We start from the raw sequence: 17,210 nt of genomic DNA, 5'->3' as shown, positions 1-17,210 counted from the left end.
TGGAATATGCTATTTCCACCTGCTGTTAAAGTAGAGACATCTATCGTATTGGGGAATCACGATGAAGAGAGAAGCTTTTAACTATCCTCCTAGTGTTGAAATTCTCAAGATATTAACAAAGGGTCCTCTAAAGCAAAATTTAGCAAAAGCAGTAAGATTATGGGTTATTTTACGGTCAATTTATGGGGATGAAAGCGACGAAGTTAAATTAGATTTAAAAGAAGAGTTTACTTTTTTAGATTGGCGCGATTTATTTTTCATTGATGCTCATAAATATCATCAACGCGATAAGATACCAAGCTTACATCCTGTATCTGAGGTAAACCAAACTTTTGTAAAAGATGAATGTCGATGTGTTATCAAGCTAAGACAGTGGTTGTTTGAATCAAGTCTAAAAATTGATGAGAATCAATGGTGTCAATCACTAAAAAAATATTATTCTTTTGAAGGTGATGAGTTGAAAAATCTACTTCAAGCTGGAATAACTAAAAATCAACCTCACAATATAGAACAACAAGCAAAATCATTAGCTGTCAATAAAAAGTTTTCTAAATCTTTATCAGAAGGACGTTTATTTGCAGTTACCAGTCGTAATCTAAAAGACCACGATTTTCAATATTTAGTAAATTTGGGTTGGTTAAATGTCAAAAAATGTAGTAGCAAAACTATATATATAAAAGTAAATAAATTTCCAGAACTTTTTTTAAATTCTGTAGAAAATCGGGAAATTACTTCAGAACAATTCACTAATGATGAATTATCGGCTTTTAATAATTATCTTTCACAACCCATTAATGGCATTCAAAGATTTTTTATCCATGCGGAGTATATAGTTCATTCAAGTTTAAATGAACATATAGAGCTACTGCAACAGAAATTAAAAAGTATTTGGGAAAAAGATAAAATATCATTAGTTAAATTAAACTATCGCAGCGCACAACTATTTCAAGATGCAGTTGATTATATTGTTTATCCAGTCTGTATTTACTATTATAAACGCGCTCCTTATTTATTTGCTTACGGACAAACTCCTCAGTTAGATAGAGATAAAAATAATCCTTGGAGTCGAATTGATTGGTATGATTATCGCATTGATAAAATTATTGCATTAGATGAATTATCAGATAATTTTGATAATACTAATATTCCTAAACACTTTTTAGCAAAATGTCACGGTAAATATCCACCAAATCCTGATGAAATTAAAGAGCAAATGTCAGCAGTTTGGGGATTTGATATTCATAAACCGCAAGCGTTATTAGTTTTGAGATTTAATCGATATTTTTATGGTAATTATATCGAAGGAACCGAACGAGATGAAATGTTTGATAAAATTACCCGCAAACAGGTAGAAAAGCTGATTAAATCTTACACTTCCACAGCATCTATAAAGCAAAAGCAATTAATTTTTACAGTACAATCTCGTTCGGAGCATGATGTTTACTGCAAAATTTATTATCGAGTTGATGATAATAACATTGTCATGCGTTTGCGAGCTTGGTGTCCTAATGTTGAGGTGATTTTACCTTTAGATTTAAGAGACAGAATGAGAAAGGAAATGGAACAAGCATACACACTTCACAGTTAAAAATTGAAATGAATTTGAATAATACACAAAATACTTTATTAACTAATCGTTTTGAACAAGCTTTAATATATGCTTCTAGATTACATAATAACCAAATTAGAAAAGGAAGCAATATTCCATATATTAGTCATCTTTTGAGCGTTACTGCACTAGTTTTAGAAGATGGTGGTGATGAAGATGAAGCCATAGCTGCATTATTACATGATGCGGTGGAAGATCAAGGAGGGAAAGCAACCCGTCAAGTAATTTTTGATATGTTTGGTGCAAAAGTTGTGGAAATAGTTGATGGTTGTACTGATACAGATACTATTCCAAAACCATCTTGGCAGAAACGTAAACAGCAATATATTGATAATTTGCGTGGTGCTTCAGTTTCTGTTCGCAGAGTGTCGTTAGCCGACAAATTGCATAATGCTCGGAGTATTTTGAGAGATTTATATCAGAATGGTGAAGCAACTTGGGGAAAATTTAAAGGTGGTAGAGAAGGAACTTTATGGTATTACCAGACTTTATTGGAATTGTTTTTGGAAACTGATGCTGATTCTTGGATGGTAAGAGAATTAAATCGGATTGTTGAACAGTTATCAATGAACAATTATCAATTATCAATTATCAACACCGCCTTGGAATAAATTCCCAGGCTCACATACCAAGTCGTCTAAAGACGACTAAGTAAGTCAGCAGAAATAAACCGGGGCTATATGACAGAATGTAAATTTGCCTCAAAGCCTTGCCCCTACTGCCCACTGCCTACTCCCTTGTCTTAATTACGATTTTTAACGCCAACTTACTTAAATAAGAATTTTAGTGCGTTTCAACTCACATCTTGCACCATTGCCAGAAACCCGGTTTCTTGTTGGTTATACAGCGAGATATTCATGCTTCCACGACTAGAAACCGGGTTTCTTGGAGCTTTTTGAGAATGGTGCAAGATATCAGTTTCAACTAACTTCTCGCACCATTGTCAGTAGCAGGAGGCAGAGCCTCCGAAACCTAGTTCCCAGGTTGAACCTGGGAACCAGATCAACCAGATCAAATCATGCAAAAAAACGTGTTGGTGTTCAAGATAATGCCCTCTCCCCCATTCCCTCTCCCAAGCTTGGGAGAGGGGTGCCCGTCAGGGCGGGGTGAGGGAGGAATGCCCAATTACCAATTACCAACTACCAATTACCATGAATAATATTTCTAGCCAATTTATAGATATCAATAATTTTCAACGTGCTTGGGAAAAGGTTGCCGATAAACGTGGTTGTGCAGGTGTTGATGGTGAAACTATTAGTAGTTTTGCTGGGAATCAAACGGTTAATATTTATCAGTTAATGAATTCTGTTGCTGATGGTAGCTATCAACCTCTTGCTTGCAAACAGGTAATTATTCCTAAAAGAAACGGCAGCCAAAGAGAGTTGAAAATACCAACAATTCGAGACAGAATTGTTCAGCAGGCTTTATTAAGTGTCATTAGTCCGTTAATGGAAGAGAAATTTTCACCTGCTAGTTTCGCTTATCGTCCAAATTTATCTTATATCAATGCGGTGGAGAAAATTGCAGATTATCGGGATATGGGCTATGTTTGGGTTTTGGATGCTGATATTATCAAGTTTTTTGATAATATCGACCACGATAGGTTATTAAGACAAGTCAGATTGCATATCGATCATCCAGGAATTTTATGTTTAATTAAATCTTGGATTTCGGTTGGGGTGGAAACGCGAGAAGGAATTATTCTACCTCAAAAAGGTATTCCTCAAGGTGCGGTTATTTCTCCAATTTTGGCAAATATTTATCTCCATGAATTTGATGAAATCATCAGCGCAACCGATTTAAAAATTGTGCGTTATGCTGATGATTTTTTGGTTTTATCAACTAGTCAAGAACGAATCGCGATCGCAAAATCAGAAGTTGTTGATTTGTTGGATGCAATCGGGTTAGAAATAAATACCGAGAAAACCCAAATTACTAGTTTTGAACGTGGTTTTAGGTTTTTAGGTCATGGTTTCTTGGAAGATGCAATTTTCCCCGTAGATACAAATAAAGCCAAGTTAAAGTCAGGAATTGAAAATAATCGCGGGGAAAATAGAAGTACAAAAACTAGTAAAAAAAAAGTCTATCAGAACCCATATCGTCAGAGGAAAGTAGTTTAGATTTTGTTGAAGCTTCTAATTCACTAACTAACGGTTTTAGTGGTTTAGGTTATGAAAATATACGTTACCTGCATAAACCTTATTTTGCTGAAACAATTACAGAAAAACCCCCTCAAGTAAAAGAGGATGACAGTCCTTTTCAAAAAAATATTTGGAATCAAGAAATGGCGGCTATCTACTTAATTGAACAAGGAACAAATATCTATAAAGATTATCAGCGCTTTATTATTCATGTCTCAGAAAAACCTAAACTTGAAGTTCCGATTCGGGATGTACAGCAAATTATAGTATTTGGTAATATTCAACTATCAACTCCAGTAATTCAAGCTTCTTTAAAAGAACAAATTCCGGTAGTATTTCTCAGTCAAACTGGTACATATCACGGTCACTTATGGAGCGAAAAATCTATTCATTTGGATAATCAATTAGTGCAAGTAGAAAGACGTAACGATGATTTATTTCGGTTTAGCGTATCAAGAGCGGTTGTTTTAGGTAAATTGTTGAATTCCAAACAGTTGTTGATGCGATTTAATCGCAGACGCAAAATAGGAAAAGTAGAAGAAGCTATCTATGGAATTAATCAAGACATTGATGCTTTGAACTATGTTGATAATTTAGATACATTACGCGGTTATGAAGGAATTGCTGCTGCTAGATACTTTCCTGCTTTTGGAAATTTAATTACTAATCCTAAATTTAGTTTTTCCCAGAGATTTCGGCAGCCTCCTACGGATGAGATAAATTCACTATTGAGTTTTGGCTATACGCTTTTATTCAATAATGTATTGAGTTTTATAATTACCGAAGGACTTTCACCTTATATCGGTCATTTTCATTATGGTGATAAACAAAAGACCTATTTAGCTTTTGATTTAATGGAAGAATTTCGTTCTCCTATTGTTGATAGCTTGGTGTTAAATATTATTAATCATTCTTTGTTTAAGCCAAAAGATTTTGATGTTGTAGCAGCCACTGGGGGAGTTTATTTAAGTCAAACTGCTAGAAGGGTTTTTCTTAAGCAGTTTGAAAATCGAATGAATGAAGAAATTTCTCATCCAGATTTAATTTCTCAGGTAACATATCGACATGCGATTCAATTACAGGTAAGGAGATATAAACGCTGTTTATTATCCGATATGACCTATGAATCTTTTTTAAGAGCAGATTAAGATTTTTTGATTTTAATTTGCTATTAGCTAATAGGATGTTTTATATTTATAAGTCTATATTTTGATTAAGTATTAATACATCCTATTGAGTATGTTAGTTGTTGTTGTGTATGATATTCCTAATGATAAAAGACGCACTAAGTTATCAAACTTTTTAGAAGGTTATGGGCAAAGAGTACAGTTTTCTGTATTTGAGTGCTTTTTGAATTTGGATGAAATGCGACAACTTTTTGAGAAATCGAAAAGAATTGTCAAGCCATCCGAAGACAACGTGCGATTTTATTGGATTTCTGAGGATGCCGTTTCCAGAGTATTAACTATTGGTAGCGAACATCCCTCTGCGCCCCCAAACTATTATGTTATATAGCTTATAGTTCTATTACGTAGATAAAGTGAACATGAAAATCGACACCACTCGCCAAATCGCTCAAATGCCTATTTATTCGTTGAGTGGTGTCGATTCCTTACTGGGTAAGGGTTTGAGGTGTGTACTTTACTTATTTTTCTTCAGCATTTATCCTGTTCTCAGGACTGGTGTCGATTTGGCTTCTGAAACCCTTACTGGGTAAAGGCTGCTGAACGAACTCCCCACCGATTGGGTTAATTCGGATTAGTTGGAAACGTTTTACCTGTATCCAAATCTATAACTCGGGCAAAATCTACCCCACCGATTGGGTTAATTCGGATTAGTTGGAAACGTCAACATTTACAAATCCAGCATGAATGCGAGCAGAATCCCCACCGATTGGGTTAATTCGGATTAGTTGGAAACGTTATGAAAACAGATTTTACGTTGGTTTCAGAAACCCCACCGATTGGGTTAATTCGGATTAGTTGGAAACAGTTTGAATAGAACGGTATCTTCCACCGTTCTGCCCCACCGATTGGGTTAATTCGGATTAGTTGGAAACAAAAACTAAAGCAGCAGAAAATTTAACTGTAGCAGAACCCCACCGATTGGGTTAATTCGGATTAGTTGGAAACCTTCTTCTGCCCTCTCTAAACAAACTGATACTACTCCACCCCACCGATTGGGTTAATTCGGATTAGTTGGAAACTTTAGAAATGAGGCATTAACGTCACCTTCGCTTTCGCCCCCACCGATTGGGTTAATTCGGATTAGTTGGAAACTTTTGCAGTACGTCTTGAACTGCTTCGTAGCAATCCCCCACCGATTGGGTTAATTCGGATTAGTTGGAAACCATAAACCAAACTGAAAAGATATTATTAGTATCTCTTCCCCCACCGATTGGGTTAATTCGGATTAGTTGGAAACTTTGAGTTTGTATGAGCGTTCAAGCTCTCAAATCCCCACCGATTGGGTTAATTCGGATTAGTTGGAAACCCTTGCTTGTTCTAATCTTACTCTTTCCATCTCTCGACTCCCCCACCGATTGGGTTAATTCGGATTAGTTGGAAACGGTAATTCTTCTAATACCCCAAGTTCATCTTGCTCAGAATTCCCCACCGATTGGGTTAATTCGGATTAGTTGGAAACCTTAGAATACACATCGTTAACACCTAAAAGCTCTTCCCCACCGATTGGGTTAATTCGGATTAGTTGGAAACAAAAAAATAGGCTAGTATATCAGCCTATTTTAAATTACCCCACCGATTGGGTTAATTCGGATTAGTTGGAAACTACGGGATTCCTTCGTAGGATGTAGTACAGACAGACCCCACCGATTGGGTTAATTCGGATTAGTTGGAAACGATTTGTGAGCAATATTATGAGCCTTATGATGCATTTCATCCCCACCGATTGGGTTAATTCGGATTAGTTGGAAACGTCAACAACTCCATTTTTATCACGATCTTCAAGGGTAGCCCCACCGATTGGGTTAATTCGGATTAGTTGGAAACCAAAGCAGAATCTGCTTTGAGTGTATTTCCATTTACCCCACCGATTGGGTTAATTCGGATTAGTTGGAAACCAGGAGAAAATAAACAGAATACCAAAGCAAAACCAGCCCCCACCGATTGGGTTAATTCGGATTAGTTGGAAACCTTTCTGAACCTCTAAAGAAAAAAATTCCTGACCCCACCGATTGGGTTAATTCGGATTAGTTGGAAACCTTGTATATATAACTCTTCTTCTTCAAATTGCTGCGGTTCCCCACCGATTGGGTTAATTCGGATTAGTTGGAAACGATAAAGAAACTATATCAGCGCAGCCATCAGTTTCCCCACCGATTGGGTTAATTCGGATTAGTTGGAAACGATTTATCCAGCTTTCCAAAAGCCGGATTTTCTTTTCTTCCCCACCGATTGGGTTAATTCGGATTAGTTGGAAACGATATCTTGTACTTCTTTCCTGACCTGATACTAGATCCCCACCGATTGGGTTAATTCGGATTAGTTGGAAACGGTAGAAAGCATTCATTCCTTCATAGGTTATATAACCCCCCACCGATTGGGTTAATTCGGATTAGTTGGAAACAACTTACTTTCTTTGTTGTCGTGTATCACTTCCATGTGAAGACCCCACCGATTGGGTTAATTCGGATTAGTTGGAAACTTACATCCCTTTCACTATTTATTTGCAGGGACGTCGGAACCCCACCGATTGGGTTAATTCGGATTAGTTGGAAACACTCTCAAGAAATGAGTCATTAGACTTATCTCCCACCCCACCGATTGGGTTAATTCGGATTAGTTGGAAACATTTTACCAGATTTGATATTGGAAAGAGTAAGAGCCCCCACCGATTGGGTTAATTCGGATTAGTTGGAAACGTTCCTCCCTCTGAGTTTTCGTAGAATAACCCCAATTGCCCCACCGATTGGGTTAATTCGGATTAGTTGGAAACGGTCATCTACCAGAGTCTGTTGCCGGGCGGTGCTAGCGACCCCACCGATTGGGTTAATTCGGATTAGTTGGAAACCTTTTTCTGGGTTTCGGCAAAAGTAAGCTTCTCCCTCCCCCACCGATTGGGTTAATTCGGATTAGTTGGAAACCTTCAGGAGACATTGGTTGCGAAGCGAGAAGGCGCGCGACACCCCACCGATTGGGTTAATTCGGATTAGTTGGAAACGTTTACACGCTTTGTAACCGGCCAGAACAATTCTACGACCCCACCGATTGGGTTAATTCGGATTAGTTGGAAACCATTGCACCCTCAACATAATCTGCACCCTTAGCCCCACCGATTGGGTTAATTCGGATTAGTTGGAAACCTGCCGAAATGGGGATGGTTCGCAAGGACGTGACCCCACCCCACCGATTGGGTTAATTCGGATTAGTTGGAAACTTCGCTGTCTCCTTCGATCCAATTTGCACCGGTACCCCCACCGATTGGGTTAATTCGGATTAGTTGGAAACGCTAGTTGCTTGTCGGTATCCATACTGTAAACCAGTCCCCACCGATTGGGTTAATTCGGATTAGTTGGAAACAGTTTCAGATTGAGGACTTAGTTGAGGATGACTATCCTCCCCACCGATTGGGTTAATTCGGATTAGTTGGAAACGCTCCTTCATAGCCTCGAAACTTGATTCTTCTTTAAGCCCCACCGATTGGGTTAATTCGGATTAGTTGGAAACGCGATTCCTCCGTATCAGTAAGTGCCAGCAAGAGTTTCCCCACCGATTGGGTTAATTCGGATTAGTTGGAAACCTGAAAACTCTGCCCCTGAAATTTTAACGCTTCTTCCCCACCGATTGGGTTAATTCGGATTAGTTGGAAACCTTGCGGTCTAAAAGTATGCTCCTCTCGTCCCCACCGATTGGGTTAATTCGGATTAGTTGGAAACTTTACTGGCTCTGCGTCAGTGCGTTTGATTTCTAAAACCCCACCGATTGGGTTAATTCGGATTAGTTGGAAACCTTTAATGAAGACAGAATACCCGGGTGTTTTTACCCCCCCACCGATTGGGTTAATTCGGATTAGTTGGAAACTGGAGCAGCAAAAAAAATTAAATCTTTCTAAGAAAAACCCCACCGATTGGGTTAATTCGGATTAGTTGGAAACACTTTTATGGCTAAATCAGTTAAGCCTTTATCATCCCCCACCGATTGGGTTAATTCGGATTAGTTGGAAACTGTAACTTTTCCCCGGTTAGTTTTAGGCTTTAAAGACCCCACCGATTGGGTTAATTCGGATTAGTTGGAAACACGCCACTACAATGCAAGAGTTTCGCGTCATTAAGCCCCACCGATTGGGTTAATTCGGATTAGTTGGAAACCGTCAGCTTCCATCGGAGAGACCTGACCGGAAGCCCCACCGATTGGGTTAATTCGGATTAGTTGGAAACTGCATAGCACATTCCACGTCTTGGAACGTGAGGCTGTTCACCCCCACCGATTGGGTTAATTCGGATTAGTTGGAAACAGTAAGAATAAACCCTAAAAATAGAAGATTTCCTGTCCCCACCGATTGGGTTAATTCGGATTAGTTGGAAACGTTATCAACACTAGCGTTACCGCCAGTGGCAATAGCTCCCCACCGATTGGGTTAATTCGGATTAGTTGGAAACGTAAAGAACCCCTTTGATGACAACCCACTTATTTGCCCCCACCGATTGGGTTAATTCGGATTAGTTGGAAACGCTAAGATAGCTAGTGTAACTGCCATATTTGCTAACCCCACCGATTGGGTTAATTCGGATTAGTTGGAAACGTCAGCGTACATCTCTTGCACTATTACCCTACCGAACGTCCCCACCGATTGGGTTAATTCGGATTAGTTGGAAACTTTAGCACACCAAACACTGTGCCCTCAAAACTGTGCCCCACCGATTGGGTTAATTCGGATTAGTTGGAAACGTATAGCCTGAACCTGTAACAGTTCCTGTTTCACGTTGCCCCACCGATTGGGTTAATTCGGATTAGTTGGAAACCTTTGAAACCCAGCTTGCATTTGCCAAAACTTCAAACTTCCCCACCGATTGGGTTAATTCGGATTAGTTGGAAACGCTCGTGGTTTTTCACTCGTAACAGCCCCTCAACACCCCACCGATTGGGTTAATTCGGATTAGTTGGAAACTTTACGACTATTGTAGTTACCTAACAATATAGAAAACCCCACCGATTGGGTTAATTCGGATTAGTTGGAAACTTTTCTATAGAGATTAAGCCTTGGTTCTTCATTAGATTTTCCCCACCGATTGGGTTAATTCGGATTAGTTGGAAACGGTTAGAGAGCCCCCTACGACAGTGAAGCCTTTACCCCACCGATTGGGTTAATTCGGATTAGTTGGAAACAGGCAGGGTTCTGTAAAAACCTTTCGTCCCATTCCCCACCGATTGGGTTAATTCGGATTAGTTGGAAACTACAAAAAATATCCCTGATTTATTAAAATAATCGGGGATATTTATTTATTATTTATGGGAAATATATAATTATAAATAGATAAATCCGGGTGTAACAGTGAGTAAAGACAACGTTTGTAAGTTATTAGCAGAAAAATATCCTGATGATTTTGCTCGTTGGTTAATAACAGTAGAATCACCAGTAAAAGTTTTAAAAACAGAATTAAGTATCGAACCAATACGAGCAGATTCTGTTACTTTTCTACAAACAACAAACAGAATTTTACATATTAAATTTCAGACTTCAACAAAATCTAAACCTCCAATTCCCTTTCGGATGTTGGATTATTTCGTAAGGTTGGTAAAACAATACAAACTTCGGATTACCCAAGTAGTTATCTTTTTGCAAGAAACAAATAACGAAATCGCTTTCACTGAAGAATATGTGAACGAAATGACAACCCATCGCTACCGAGTCATACGAATGTGGGAGCAAGATTCTACGATATTTCTCAATAATCCAGCATTACTACCTCTTGCACCCTTAACACGTACAGATTCCCCCGAACAGTTACTATCCCAAGTAGCCCAAAGTGTTGCTAAAATTCCTATTAGGGAGTCAAGACAAGAGATAGCAGCATATACGGAAATTTTAGTCGGTTTAAAATTTGAGAAGGATTTAATTCGTAGATTTTTAAGCGAGGATATTATGCAAGAATCAGTTATTTACCAAGATATTGAACAAAAGGGAGAAGAAAAAGGAAAGCTTTCATTTTGTATGCTTTTGCTCAACCAGCGTTTTGGTGAGTTGGAATCATCGATTGTGGAAAGAGTCAATGTTTTACCTGTTGAGAAATTAGAAGCTTTAGGTGTGGCTTTGTTCAATATTTCTAAAATTGATGATTTGATTACTTGGTTGGAAGAAAACGATACTGAACAGTAGAATGAAAGGAAATCTTTCCTTTTAATTTTTGCGGTTGTTTTATGCTGCTATGAAATGACATTTAGAGACGTTGCACTGCAACGTCTCTACAATAATTTATTTTATCTATCTAAAAAAACTAATAATTCCGAAGAAAACCTTTAAATATAGAAACACCCCAATTAACCATAAATTCACCCGTACATCCGTAACCAAATTGATTTCTCATTTCCATAGTTACTTCATTAATTAAAACATCTTTAGCTACACCTCCTACATCTTTACCTTGAAGTATTGAAGAAAGACTTGTAAATATTCTCGAAGATGTTTTATCATTTCGTTCGGGATTACAGAAAGGAACCCCAGCTACTGCAATCAAAAATTTAGTTGCAGGATTTACATAATTCGCATAAAGTTTGTATCGAGATGTTTGGGAGCCATAATTGACTACTTTAATAATTACATCTTTATTCTCTGTAAAAAGTTGTGTAACAACTAACTCTGTTTGTGTTCCCAATTTATCTTTTTTATATAGTAATTTTCCATTGCTAGAATCATAGACAAAAATATCAAAATCTGACCTACCACTACTATTTTTGAGCGTGAAAACTCCAAAAGTATTCGCAGGGATTTTATATTGATAGCGTGCAACACCTTTTGAATTTAAGTTTTGGTGATAGTATGTATCGTCTTGATGCTCAAATCTAGTAATCTGCTGGGAATTAGCAATACTTGGATAAACAAAGCATAAACCTAATGCTGCGATACCTGGAATTAACTTATTCATTTCACTATTTCACTTTTTAGTTAGACAAAGCAAGCATTATTTTCAAACTCAGAACTATCGAAGCAATAAATTTTCCAGAGAACTTAAATCGGGATTAAAGCCTTGATTTAATTGCTCGCGAGTATTCTCAATTAACATGAGTTGTTTATCGATATGTGTAATCAAGCGATTACCATTCAAAGCATGAACTCGTAAAAATGTATCGATAATATCGCCAAAAATAGGAAGTATTCCTACCACTACATCGACAATAGTAAGAGCAACAATCATTAGTTTATCTTCATTATCTGCTCGTACTTTATAAGATTGCGATAGTAACCAGATACCCATTATTCCCGTATACATTCCACCTACTCCAGGAATTGTTCCAATAAGAGCATCAAGCCCAACTTGGTCAAATAATAAACCTTCAGACATTTTGATAAATTTCTGAATTTCATTTTTAGTTTGAATTAAACTTGCTTCATGAGCTTCAATCTTTATAGGTAAGGATTTTTTGATATCCATAGTTAGTAGTAAATTTTTCGTGTTTTCTTAATTTCATGTATTTAATTTAATTGCATAGTGGAAATGACGTTTTCCATTTATTAAAAAGAAACGGCTCAACCTCACCCTCGCTTTTTACTATGTAAAAATCTTTCCCTCTCCTTATCAAGGAGAGGGATGTTTGAACGATAGGGTGAAGTTTTGTATTTTTATTGATTTTTAATTATTAGAATGCTCCAAAAACAAAGGGAGGTTTAATATTTATAACCCTTTCCCTCTCCTTAATAAGGAGAGGGATGTCTGTTAGCGTTCACGTAGTGAGTCGTCAGACTAAGCGTGTCCGGAGGACATAATACAGGGTGAGGTTTTGTATTTTCTTTTAACAGCATAATAAATAAAGGAAAAAGCATATTCCACCTATAGGTTTTAATTGTAATCAAGCAAACAAAAAACCCAAAACAAGGTTAAAAATAGAATGGGAAATCTACATAGAGTCATGGTGATAGCTGACGGTGATAATGCTTTTATGGCAGCACAAAGCTTTAATCGCAAAATAAACTGGCATAAAATGCGAGATTATTTAGCTGACCCCAAAGAAGGTAGAGAATTAATCGAAATGGTGATTTATTTTGGTCTACCTCCCGCAAAAGAAAGATTTGAAGAGCAGCGAAAAAGCAAAGAAAAATTTATTTATTGGGCAAAGAGTAACGGATTTTTAATTGTTACCAAAGAAGGTAAAGCCAAAGGAGATGGTTACGAAAATAATGTTGATGTGGTAATGGCAATAGACGCAATGGAATTAGCTTTGGAAATCAAACCAGATATCGTGGTTTTGGTAACTGGTGATTCGGATTTTGCTTATCTAGCACAAAAATTGAGAAGAAGGGGAATAAGAGTGGAAGTAGCTTCGGTAGAACAATCTTTAGGAAGTGAGTTAAGGAATTCAGCTAATAGCGTGGTGGATTTAACTGAGGTATTTGATGAATTTGACCCACATAATTCTAATGAGAATTTTCACCGAATTGGTCATGCAAATGTTTTTGATGCATGAGTAAACATCGTTAAAAAAATAAAAGGAGTTATTTATGGAAACAGTAAACGGAAAGCGAACCAATCAAAGACTAAATCAATTTGATGAACTAACGCACAATATTGAGTATATCAATCGACGTTGCGAGTATCTACAATCTCAATTAACTCACATTAGCAATCAAGATAACTCACAATATTTACAAAAACTCGAACAGCGAATAGGTTTCCTAGAAAAATTGACCTCAAGGCAATCAAAGCAAATATCATTTATTAAGATAGGCAGCATTATTGCGTTGCTTTTTGTTTGGTATTCTTGCAGTGCGAATAATCAACAAAATGATGATAATAGCCAGCTTATAAAACAAATAGAGTTGGTTTATAGACATAATTACAACTTTATTAGTCCACGAAGGTGGACTTGGTTTGTGTAGCCCCAGACTTACAGTCTGAGGGGACTTTTAAATTACCATTAACCGAATAATTAGAATAAAGCGAGGAAATTAAATGAGAGCAATTGTTAACGGTAAATTAGTTGATTTACCCAAAGGTGCAACTGTCGAAGAATTACGAAAAAAACTACCAGAAATTGGTCAAGATGATGTCATGGAAGAAGGTTTCGGTGGTACTCGTCCGCTGAAAAGTAATGAAGCATTGAAAGAAGGTTCAAAGGTTTGGACTGTACCTAAGATTGTGAAGGGAATGAATAAGTAAGAAGTAAGAAGTAAGAAGTAAAAAGTAGGAAATAAGAATTATGGCAGTTAGAATTAGTCAAGAAAAATCAGGATTTCAGCCCAGTTTGCGAATTATAGAAGAACTCAAATTATTAGAAAAAGTTGCCAAAAATATAATTGTTGGTAGCAAGACTGTAGGAGATACAAGATATACCGCTGTTTTAATTAAAGGAATGCCTTTATCTTCTAGAAAGTTTAAGGTTTCTAACACAGATGTTTTGTTCTTGTTACCACCAGATTATCCTCGACTTCCTCCCGTTGGCTGCTATCTAAATTATCCCTGGAATACTGTAGGAGAAGGGGACCATCATTTCACCAGACAAAGTTATTACGGTGCCCCATTTTTAAGCGAACAAGGATGGTATTGGTATTGCGTGGGATTGGGAGGTGGATTTAATCATGAAGTCTGGTTGAATTCTTGGCGACCTAGTAATAATGCGGAAAATGGTCACAATCTAACGACATTATTTGTCACAGCACGTCATGCGATTAATAGTGACGATTAATTAAGTAAGAAGTAAGAAGTAAAAAGTAAGAAGTAAGAAGTAACTACTAACCATTAACAACTAATAATGAATACTAAATTTTGTTTACACGTACCACCTAATATGTGGCGTGAATTTAAGAAATCAATGCTTGAATCTCGGATGTTTAATGAAGAGGTAATTGGTTTTTTCTTTTGTCAGCGTCATCAAGTTTCAAAACGCAAAGTTCGATATATACCTAAAACTTGGGTCGTTCCCACTGCTGAATGCTACGAACATCAATCTACCGACGGATTAATTTTGACACAACGTTTTCATTCGTATCTGTTAGAAAATCATCTATTCGCCGGATTAGATTTAGTTCATATTCATACTCATGCTGGTCGAAGTATTCCCGATTTTTCTTATATTGATGACCGCTATGAATCGGAGTATTCTCGGTTTATTGGATCTAATTTTCCTAAAAAACCTCGTTTGATTTCTGGAGTCTTTGATGAGGATTTACAATCGTGTAAGTTTCGGATGTGGGATAGAAAAGGACGAGAATTTGAGCGGGTTGAATTTTGTAATTCATTATTTGAAATTTCTAATTCTCAAAATCTTATCAATAACCCAGATTTAATGTTTGCTCGTCAGAAAATCTTTGGGGAAGTTAATCAAAACACTCTTAGTAAGCTAAAAGTAGGATTAATTGGTTGTGGTGGTATTGGTTCAATCTTCGCTGAATTATTAGGTCGTTTGGGAGTCAAAAATTGGGTGCTAATTGACCCCGATAAATTGGAGCAAGTTAACCTAAATCGGATGCCTGGTGCTACCCAAGAAATGGTAGAACAAAATTGGCATAAAGTGCATTATGTCAAGCATTTGATTAAAAAAGTTTACGCTCAGGGTTCCCATGTCAAAACCATACCAACCACAATCGAAAGTGATTTAGCTAAACAAGAAATAGCCAGCTGCGATTTAATTGTCGTAGCAACTGATAATCATCTTTCTCGAAAAACTGCTCAAGAATTAGCTTTGCAGTATATGCGTCCTTTGGTATGTTTGGGGACTCATATCGACGTAAAACCAGATAATACACCCCGAATGTATTCCAGAATTACCGTTCCTCCTATCGGTGGTGGTTGGTGCTTGATGTGCGGTAATATCATCAACTTGCAACGTGCTGCTTTGGAGTCTGCACCATCAGCAATTAACAATATGGCTGCGGGTGCGGGTTATTTAGAGGGAATAAACGATCCATCGGTGTTTTGGTTGAATAGTATCTGTGCAAGTACCGCTGTGGGAGTGATTCACGGGATGGTAAGCGGTTTTTTAAATGTAGATTCTGGGATTGACTGGATTTACGAGTTTCCCGGTAGCGAATGGCGAAAAACCGATACCGAGTATTTACAGACGGATGATTGTTATTTTTGCGGAATAAATAGCTCGGAGAATGTAGTGCAAAATTCAGATTTTGAAAGTCCAGAATTTGAGAATCGAGGTTTTGATAATTCGGATTTTATTATTTGGTAAAGAAAGTATCTTCTAGAAAAGTGGAATACGCTTATTCCACTTCCATGTCATAGTAAATCAGTAATCACAAGAATACAAGTTATACAAAGTATGCAAAGCTACCAAATCAAGTTAGAAGGAGATGTATTGCACGTTGGTTTTAATCGCGACTTTCCCGCACAAGGCGATCGCATCGCTAAAGATGCATTAGAAAAAATAACTCAAATGATTGATTCGGGTGAGATTTGCGGAGGAAAACGCATCTTAATTGATGGGCCACAATCAGTTCCCGTTGCTTATATTCTTTCCCACAAACTGGTACATTTATACGCAGCAGTTGCCGTACTCGACCCCAAATTGGGCAGTAAAATAAGTACACCAGATGGTGCTATCAGGCACAAAACCTATATAGTCACCTCCGTACACGGTTCCACGGAATATCAAGTCGGAGATTTGATTGAAACCCAAGAATCTCAAAAGGAACGCTCTAGAATAAAAGTAGTTTTATGTGGGCCACCGCAATCGGGTAAATCATGCTTAAGAGATGGTTTAAAGAGAGCAATTTTAGCCAGCGTCAATGCACCTTACCCCTATGTAATCACCGCTTGTCCAGACGGAGAAGGGTCTTGGCACCAAGAGGCTTGCGAAAATAACGAATCCTTAGCATCCGATTGTAAACGTAAAAACAAGGGAGATGTCACTCCAGAATTTGCAAAAGAAGCAGCACAATGGGTAAAAAGTGCAAATCAGTTAATTAATATTATTGATGTTGGTGGCAAAATTACAGATGAAAATAAGTTAATAATGCAACCAGCGACTCACGCAGTTATTTTATCGGGAGACACAAGTAAATTTGTAGAGTGGGAAGAATTTTGTCAAACATTGGGATTAAAAATCATTGCCAAAATTCACAGTCAGCTAAATGCTACAGAAGATGAAGTTTTGTTTCGTGATGCTTGGCAAGATAATACCAGCGAATTGCTAGAAAGTAAGCCTCTGCTTAAAGGTAGCGTACACGGCTTAAAGCGAGGAGAAAATTTATCAACTCGTCCGATGGTAAAATCCCTAGCCGATGTTTTGATTCATTTGACGAAGTGTTAAGCAAAACTTGAGAATAAAAGGTGAAAT

At 37.4% G+C, this 17,210-nt stretch carries 15 protein-coding genes and 1 CRISPR repeat array; of the genes, 13 read left to right on the top strand and 2 right to left on the bottom strand.

Annotation, left to right across the window (positions count from 1 at the left end; all coding sequences use genetic code 11):
- Positions 1-61: 61 nt before the first annotated feature.
- From ACM03V_RS15065 to ACM03V_RS15035, 7 genes are all read left to right on the top strand, one after another.
- Positions 62-1,588: a TIGR03985 family CRISPR-associated protein gene (locus ACM03V_RS15065; protein ID WP_414621604.1), complete on the top strand. Its 1,527-nt coding sequence runs from the start codon at positions 62-64 to the stop codon at positions 1,586-1,588.
- Positions 1,589-1,596: 8 nt separating this feature from the next.
- The gene (locus ACM03V_RS15060) at positions 1,597-2,220 is read left to right on the top strand and encodes an HD domain-containing protein (RefSeq protein WP_414621603.1); all 624 of its coding nucleotides are present in this window, start codon (positions 1,597-1,599) and stop codon (positions 2,218-2,220) included.
- A gap of 540 nt (positions 2,221-2,760) precedes the next feature.
- Complete coding sequence (locus ACM03V_RS15055; RefSeq protein WP_414621602.1) at positions 2,761-3,729, top strand: reverse transcriptase domain-containing protein; 969 nt, start codon at positions 2,761-2,763, stop codon at positions 3,727-3,729.
- A 164-nt stretch (positions 3,730-3,893) separates the two neighbouring features.
- Positions 3,894-4,898 (top strand): CRISPR-associated endonuclease Cas1, encoded by a 1,005-nt coding sequence (gene cas1 / locus ACM03V_RS15050; protein WP_414621601.1) that lies wholly within the window; start codon positions 3,894-3,896, stop codon positions 4,896-4,898.
- A 91-nt stretch (positions 4,899-4,989) separates the two neighbouring features.
- Positions 4,990-5,265: a CRISPR-associated endonuclease Cas2 gene (gene cas2, locus ACM03V_RS15045; protein ID WP_414621600.1), complete on the top strand. Its 276-nt coding sequence runs from the start codon at positions 4,990-4,992 to the stop codon at positions 5,263-5,265.
- Between the two features lie 31 nt (positions 5,266-5,296).
- Positions 5,297-5,467: a hypothetical protein gene (locus tag ACM03V_RS15040; protein ID WP_414621599.1), complete on the top strand. Its 171-nt coding sequence runs from the start codon at positions 5,297-5,299 to the stop codon at positions 5,465-5,467.
- A gap of 17 nt (positions 5,468-5,484) precedes the next feature.
- Positions 5,485-10,166: a CRISPR direct-repeat array (repeat unit 36 nt; unit sequence CCCCACCGATTGGGTTAATTCGGATTAGTTGGAAAC).
- A 97-nt stretch (positions 10,167-10,263) separates the two neighbouring features.
- Positions 10,264-11,088 carry an Rpn family recombination-promoting nuclease/putative transposase gene (locus ACM03V_RS15035; protein ID WP_414621598.1) on the top strand — a complete coding sequence of 275 codons (825 nt, stop codon included), beginning with the start codon at positions 10,264-10,266 and terminating at the stop codon, positions 11,086-11,088.
- Between the two features lie 118 nt (positions 11,089-11,206).
- Here ACM03V_RS15035 and ACM03V_RS15030 read toward each other — a convergent pair whose 3' ends face one another.
- Both ACM03V_RS15030 and ACM03V_RS15025 read right to left on the bottom strand, forming a co-directional pair.
- A complete protein-coding gene (locus ACM03V_RS15030) occupies positions 11,207-11,854 on the bottom strand; it encodes a hypothetical protein (protein ID WP_414621597.1) in 648 nt (215 codons plus the stop codon).
- 54 nt (positions 11,855-11,908) lie between these two features.
- On the bottom strand, positions 11,909-12,361 hold the full coding sequence (locus ACM03V_RS15025; RefSeq protein WP_414621596.1) for a DUF4112 domain-containing protein: 453 nt from the start codon (positions 12,359-12,361) through the stop codon (positions 11,909-11,911).
- 454 nt (positions 12,362-12,815) lie between these two features.
- Here ACM03V_RS15025 and ACM03V_RS15020 point away from each other — a divergent pair, with 454 nt between their 5' ends.
- The 6 genes from ACM03V_RS15020 to ACM03V_RS14995 all read left to right on the top strand — a co-directional run bounded on the left by ACM03V_RS15020 (position 12,816) and on the right by ACM03V_RS14995 (position 17,183).
- The gene (locus tag ACM03V_RS15020) at positions 12,816-13,391 is read left to right on the top strand and encodes an NYN domain-containing protein (protein WP_414621595.1); all 576 of its coding nucleotides are present in this window, start codon (positions 12,816-12,818) and stop codon (positions 13,389-13,391) included.
- 34 nt (positions 13,392-13,425) lie between these two features.
- Positions 13,426-13,803: a hypothetical protein gene (locus ACM03V_RS15015; RefSeq protein ID WP_414621594.1), complete on the top strand. Its 378-nt coding sequence runs from the start codon at positions 13,426-13,428 to the stop codon at positions 13,801-13,803.
- 73 nt (positions 13,804-13,876) lie between these two features.
- The gene (locus ACM03V_RS15010; RefSeq protein ID WP_414621593.1) at positions 13,877-14,083 is read left to right on the top strand and encodes a hypothetical protein; all 207 of its coding nucleotides are present in this window, start codon (positions 13,877-13,879) and stop codon (positions 14,081-14,083) included.
- Positions 14,084-14,123: 40 nt separating this feature from the next.
- On the top strand, positions 14,124-14,609 hold the full coding sequence (locus tag ACM03V_RS15005; protein ID WP_414621592.1) for an E2/UBC family protein: 486 nt from the start codon (positions 14,124-14,126) through the stop codon (positions 14,607-14,609).
- Between the two features lie 66 nt (positions 14,610-14,675).
- Complete coding sequence (locus ACM03V_RS15000) at positions 14,676-16,103, top strand: HesA/MoeB/ThiF family protein (RefSeq protein WP_414621591.1); 1,428 nt, start codon at positions 14,676-14,678, stop codon at positions 16,101-16,103.
- A 90-nt stretch (positions 16,104-16,193) separates the two neighbouring features.
- The gene (locus ACM03V_RS14995; protein WP_414621590.1) at positions 16,194-17,183 is read left to right on the top strand and encodes a CRISPR-associated protein Csx3; all 990 of its coding nucleotides are present in this window, start codon (positions 16,194-16,196) and stop codon (positions 17,181-17,183) included.
- The last annotated feature ends 27 nt before the right edge of the window (positions 17,184-17,210 follow it).

Origin of the sequence: Calothrix sp. CCY 0018 (assembly GCF_963920925.1) — a bacterium.
In the GTDB taxonomy this organism is placed as follows: domain Bacteria; phylum Cyanobacteriota; class Cyanobacteriia; order Cyanobacteriales; family Nostocaceae; genus Rivularia.
The sequence above is the reverse complement of the archived record's forward strand: the minus strand, read 5'-3'. Positions and strand labels throughout refer to the sequence as shown.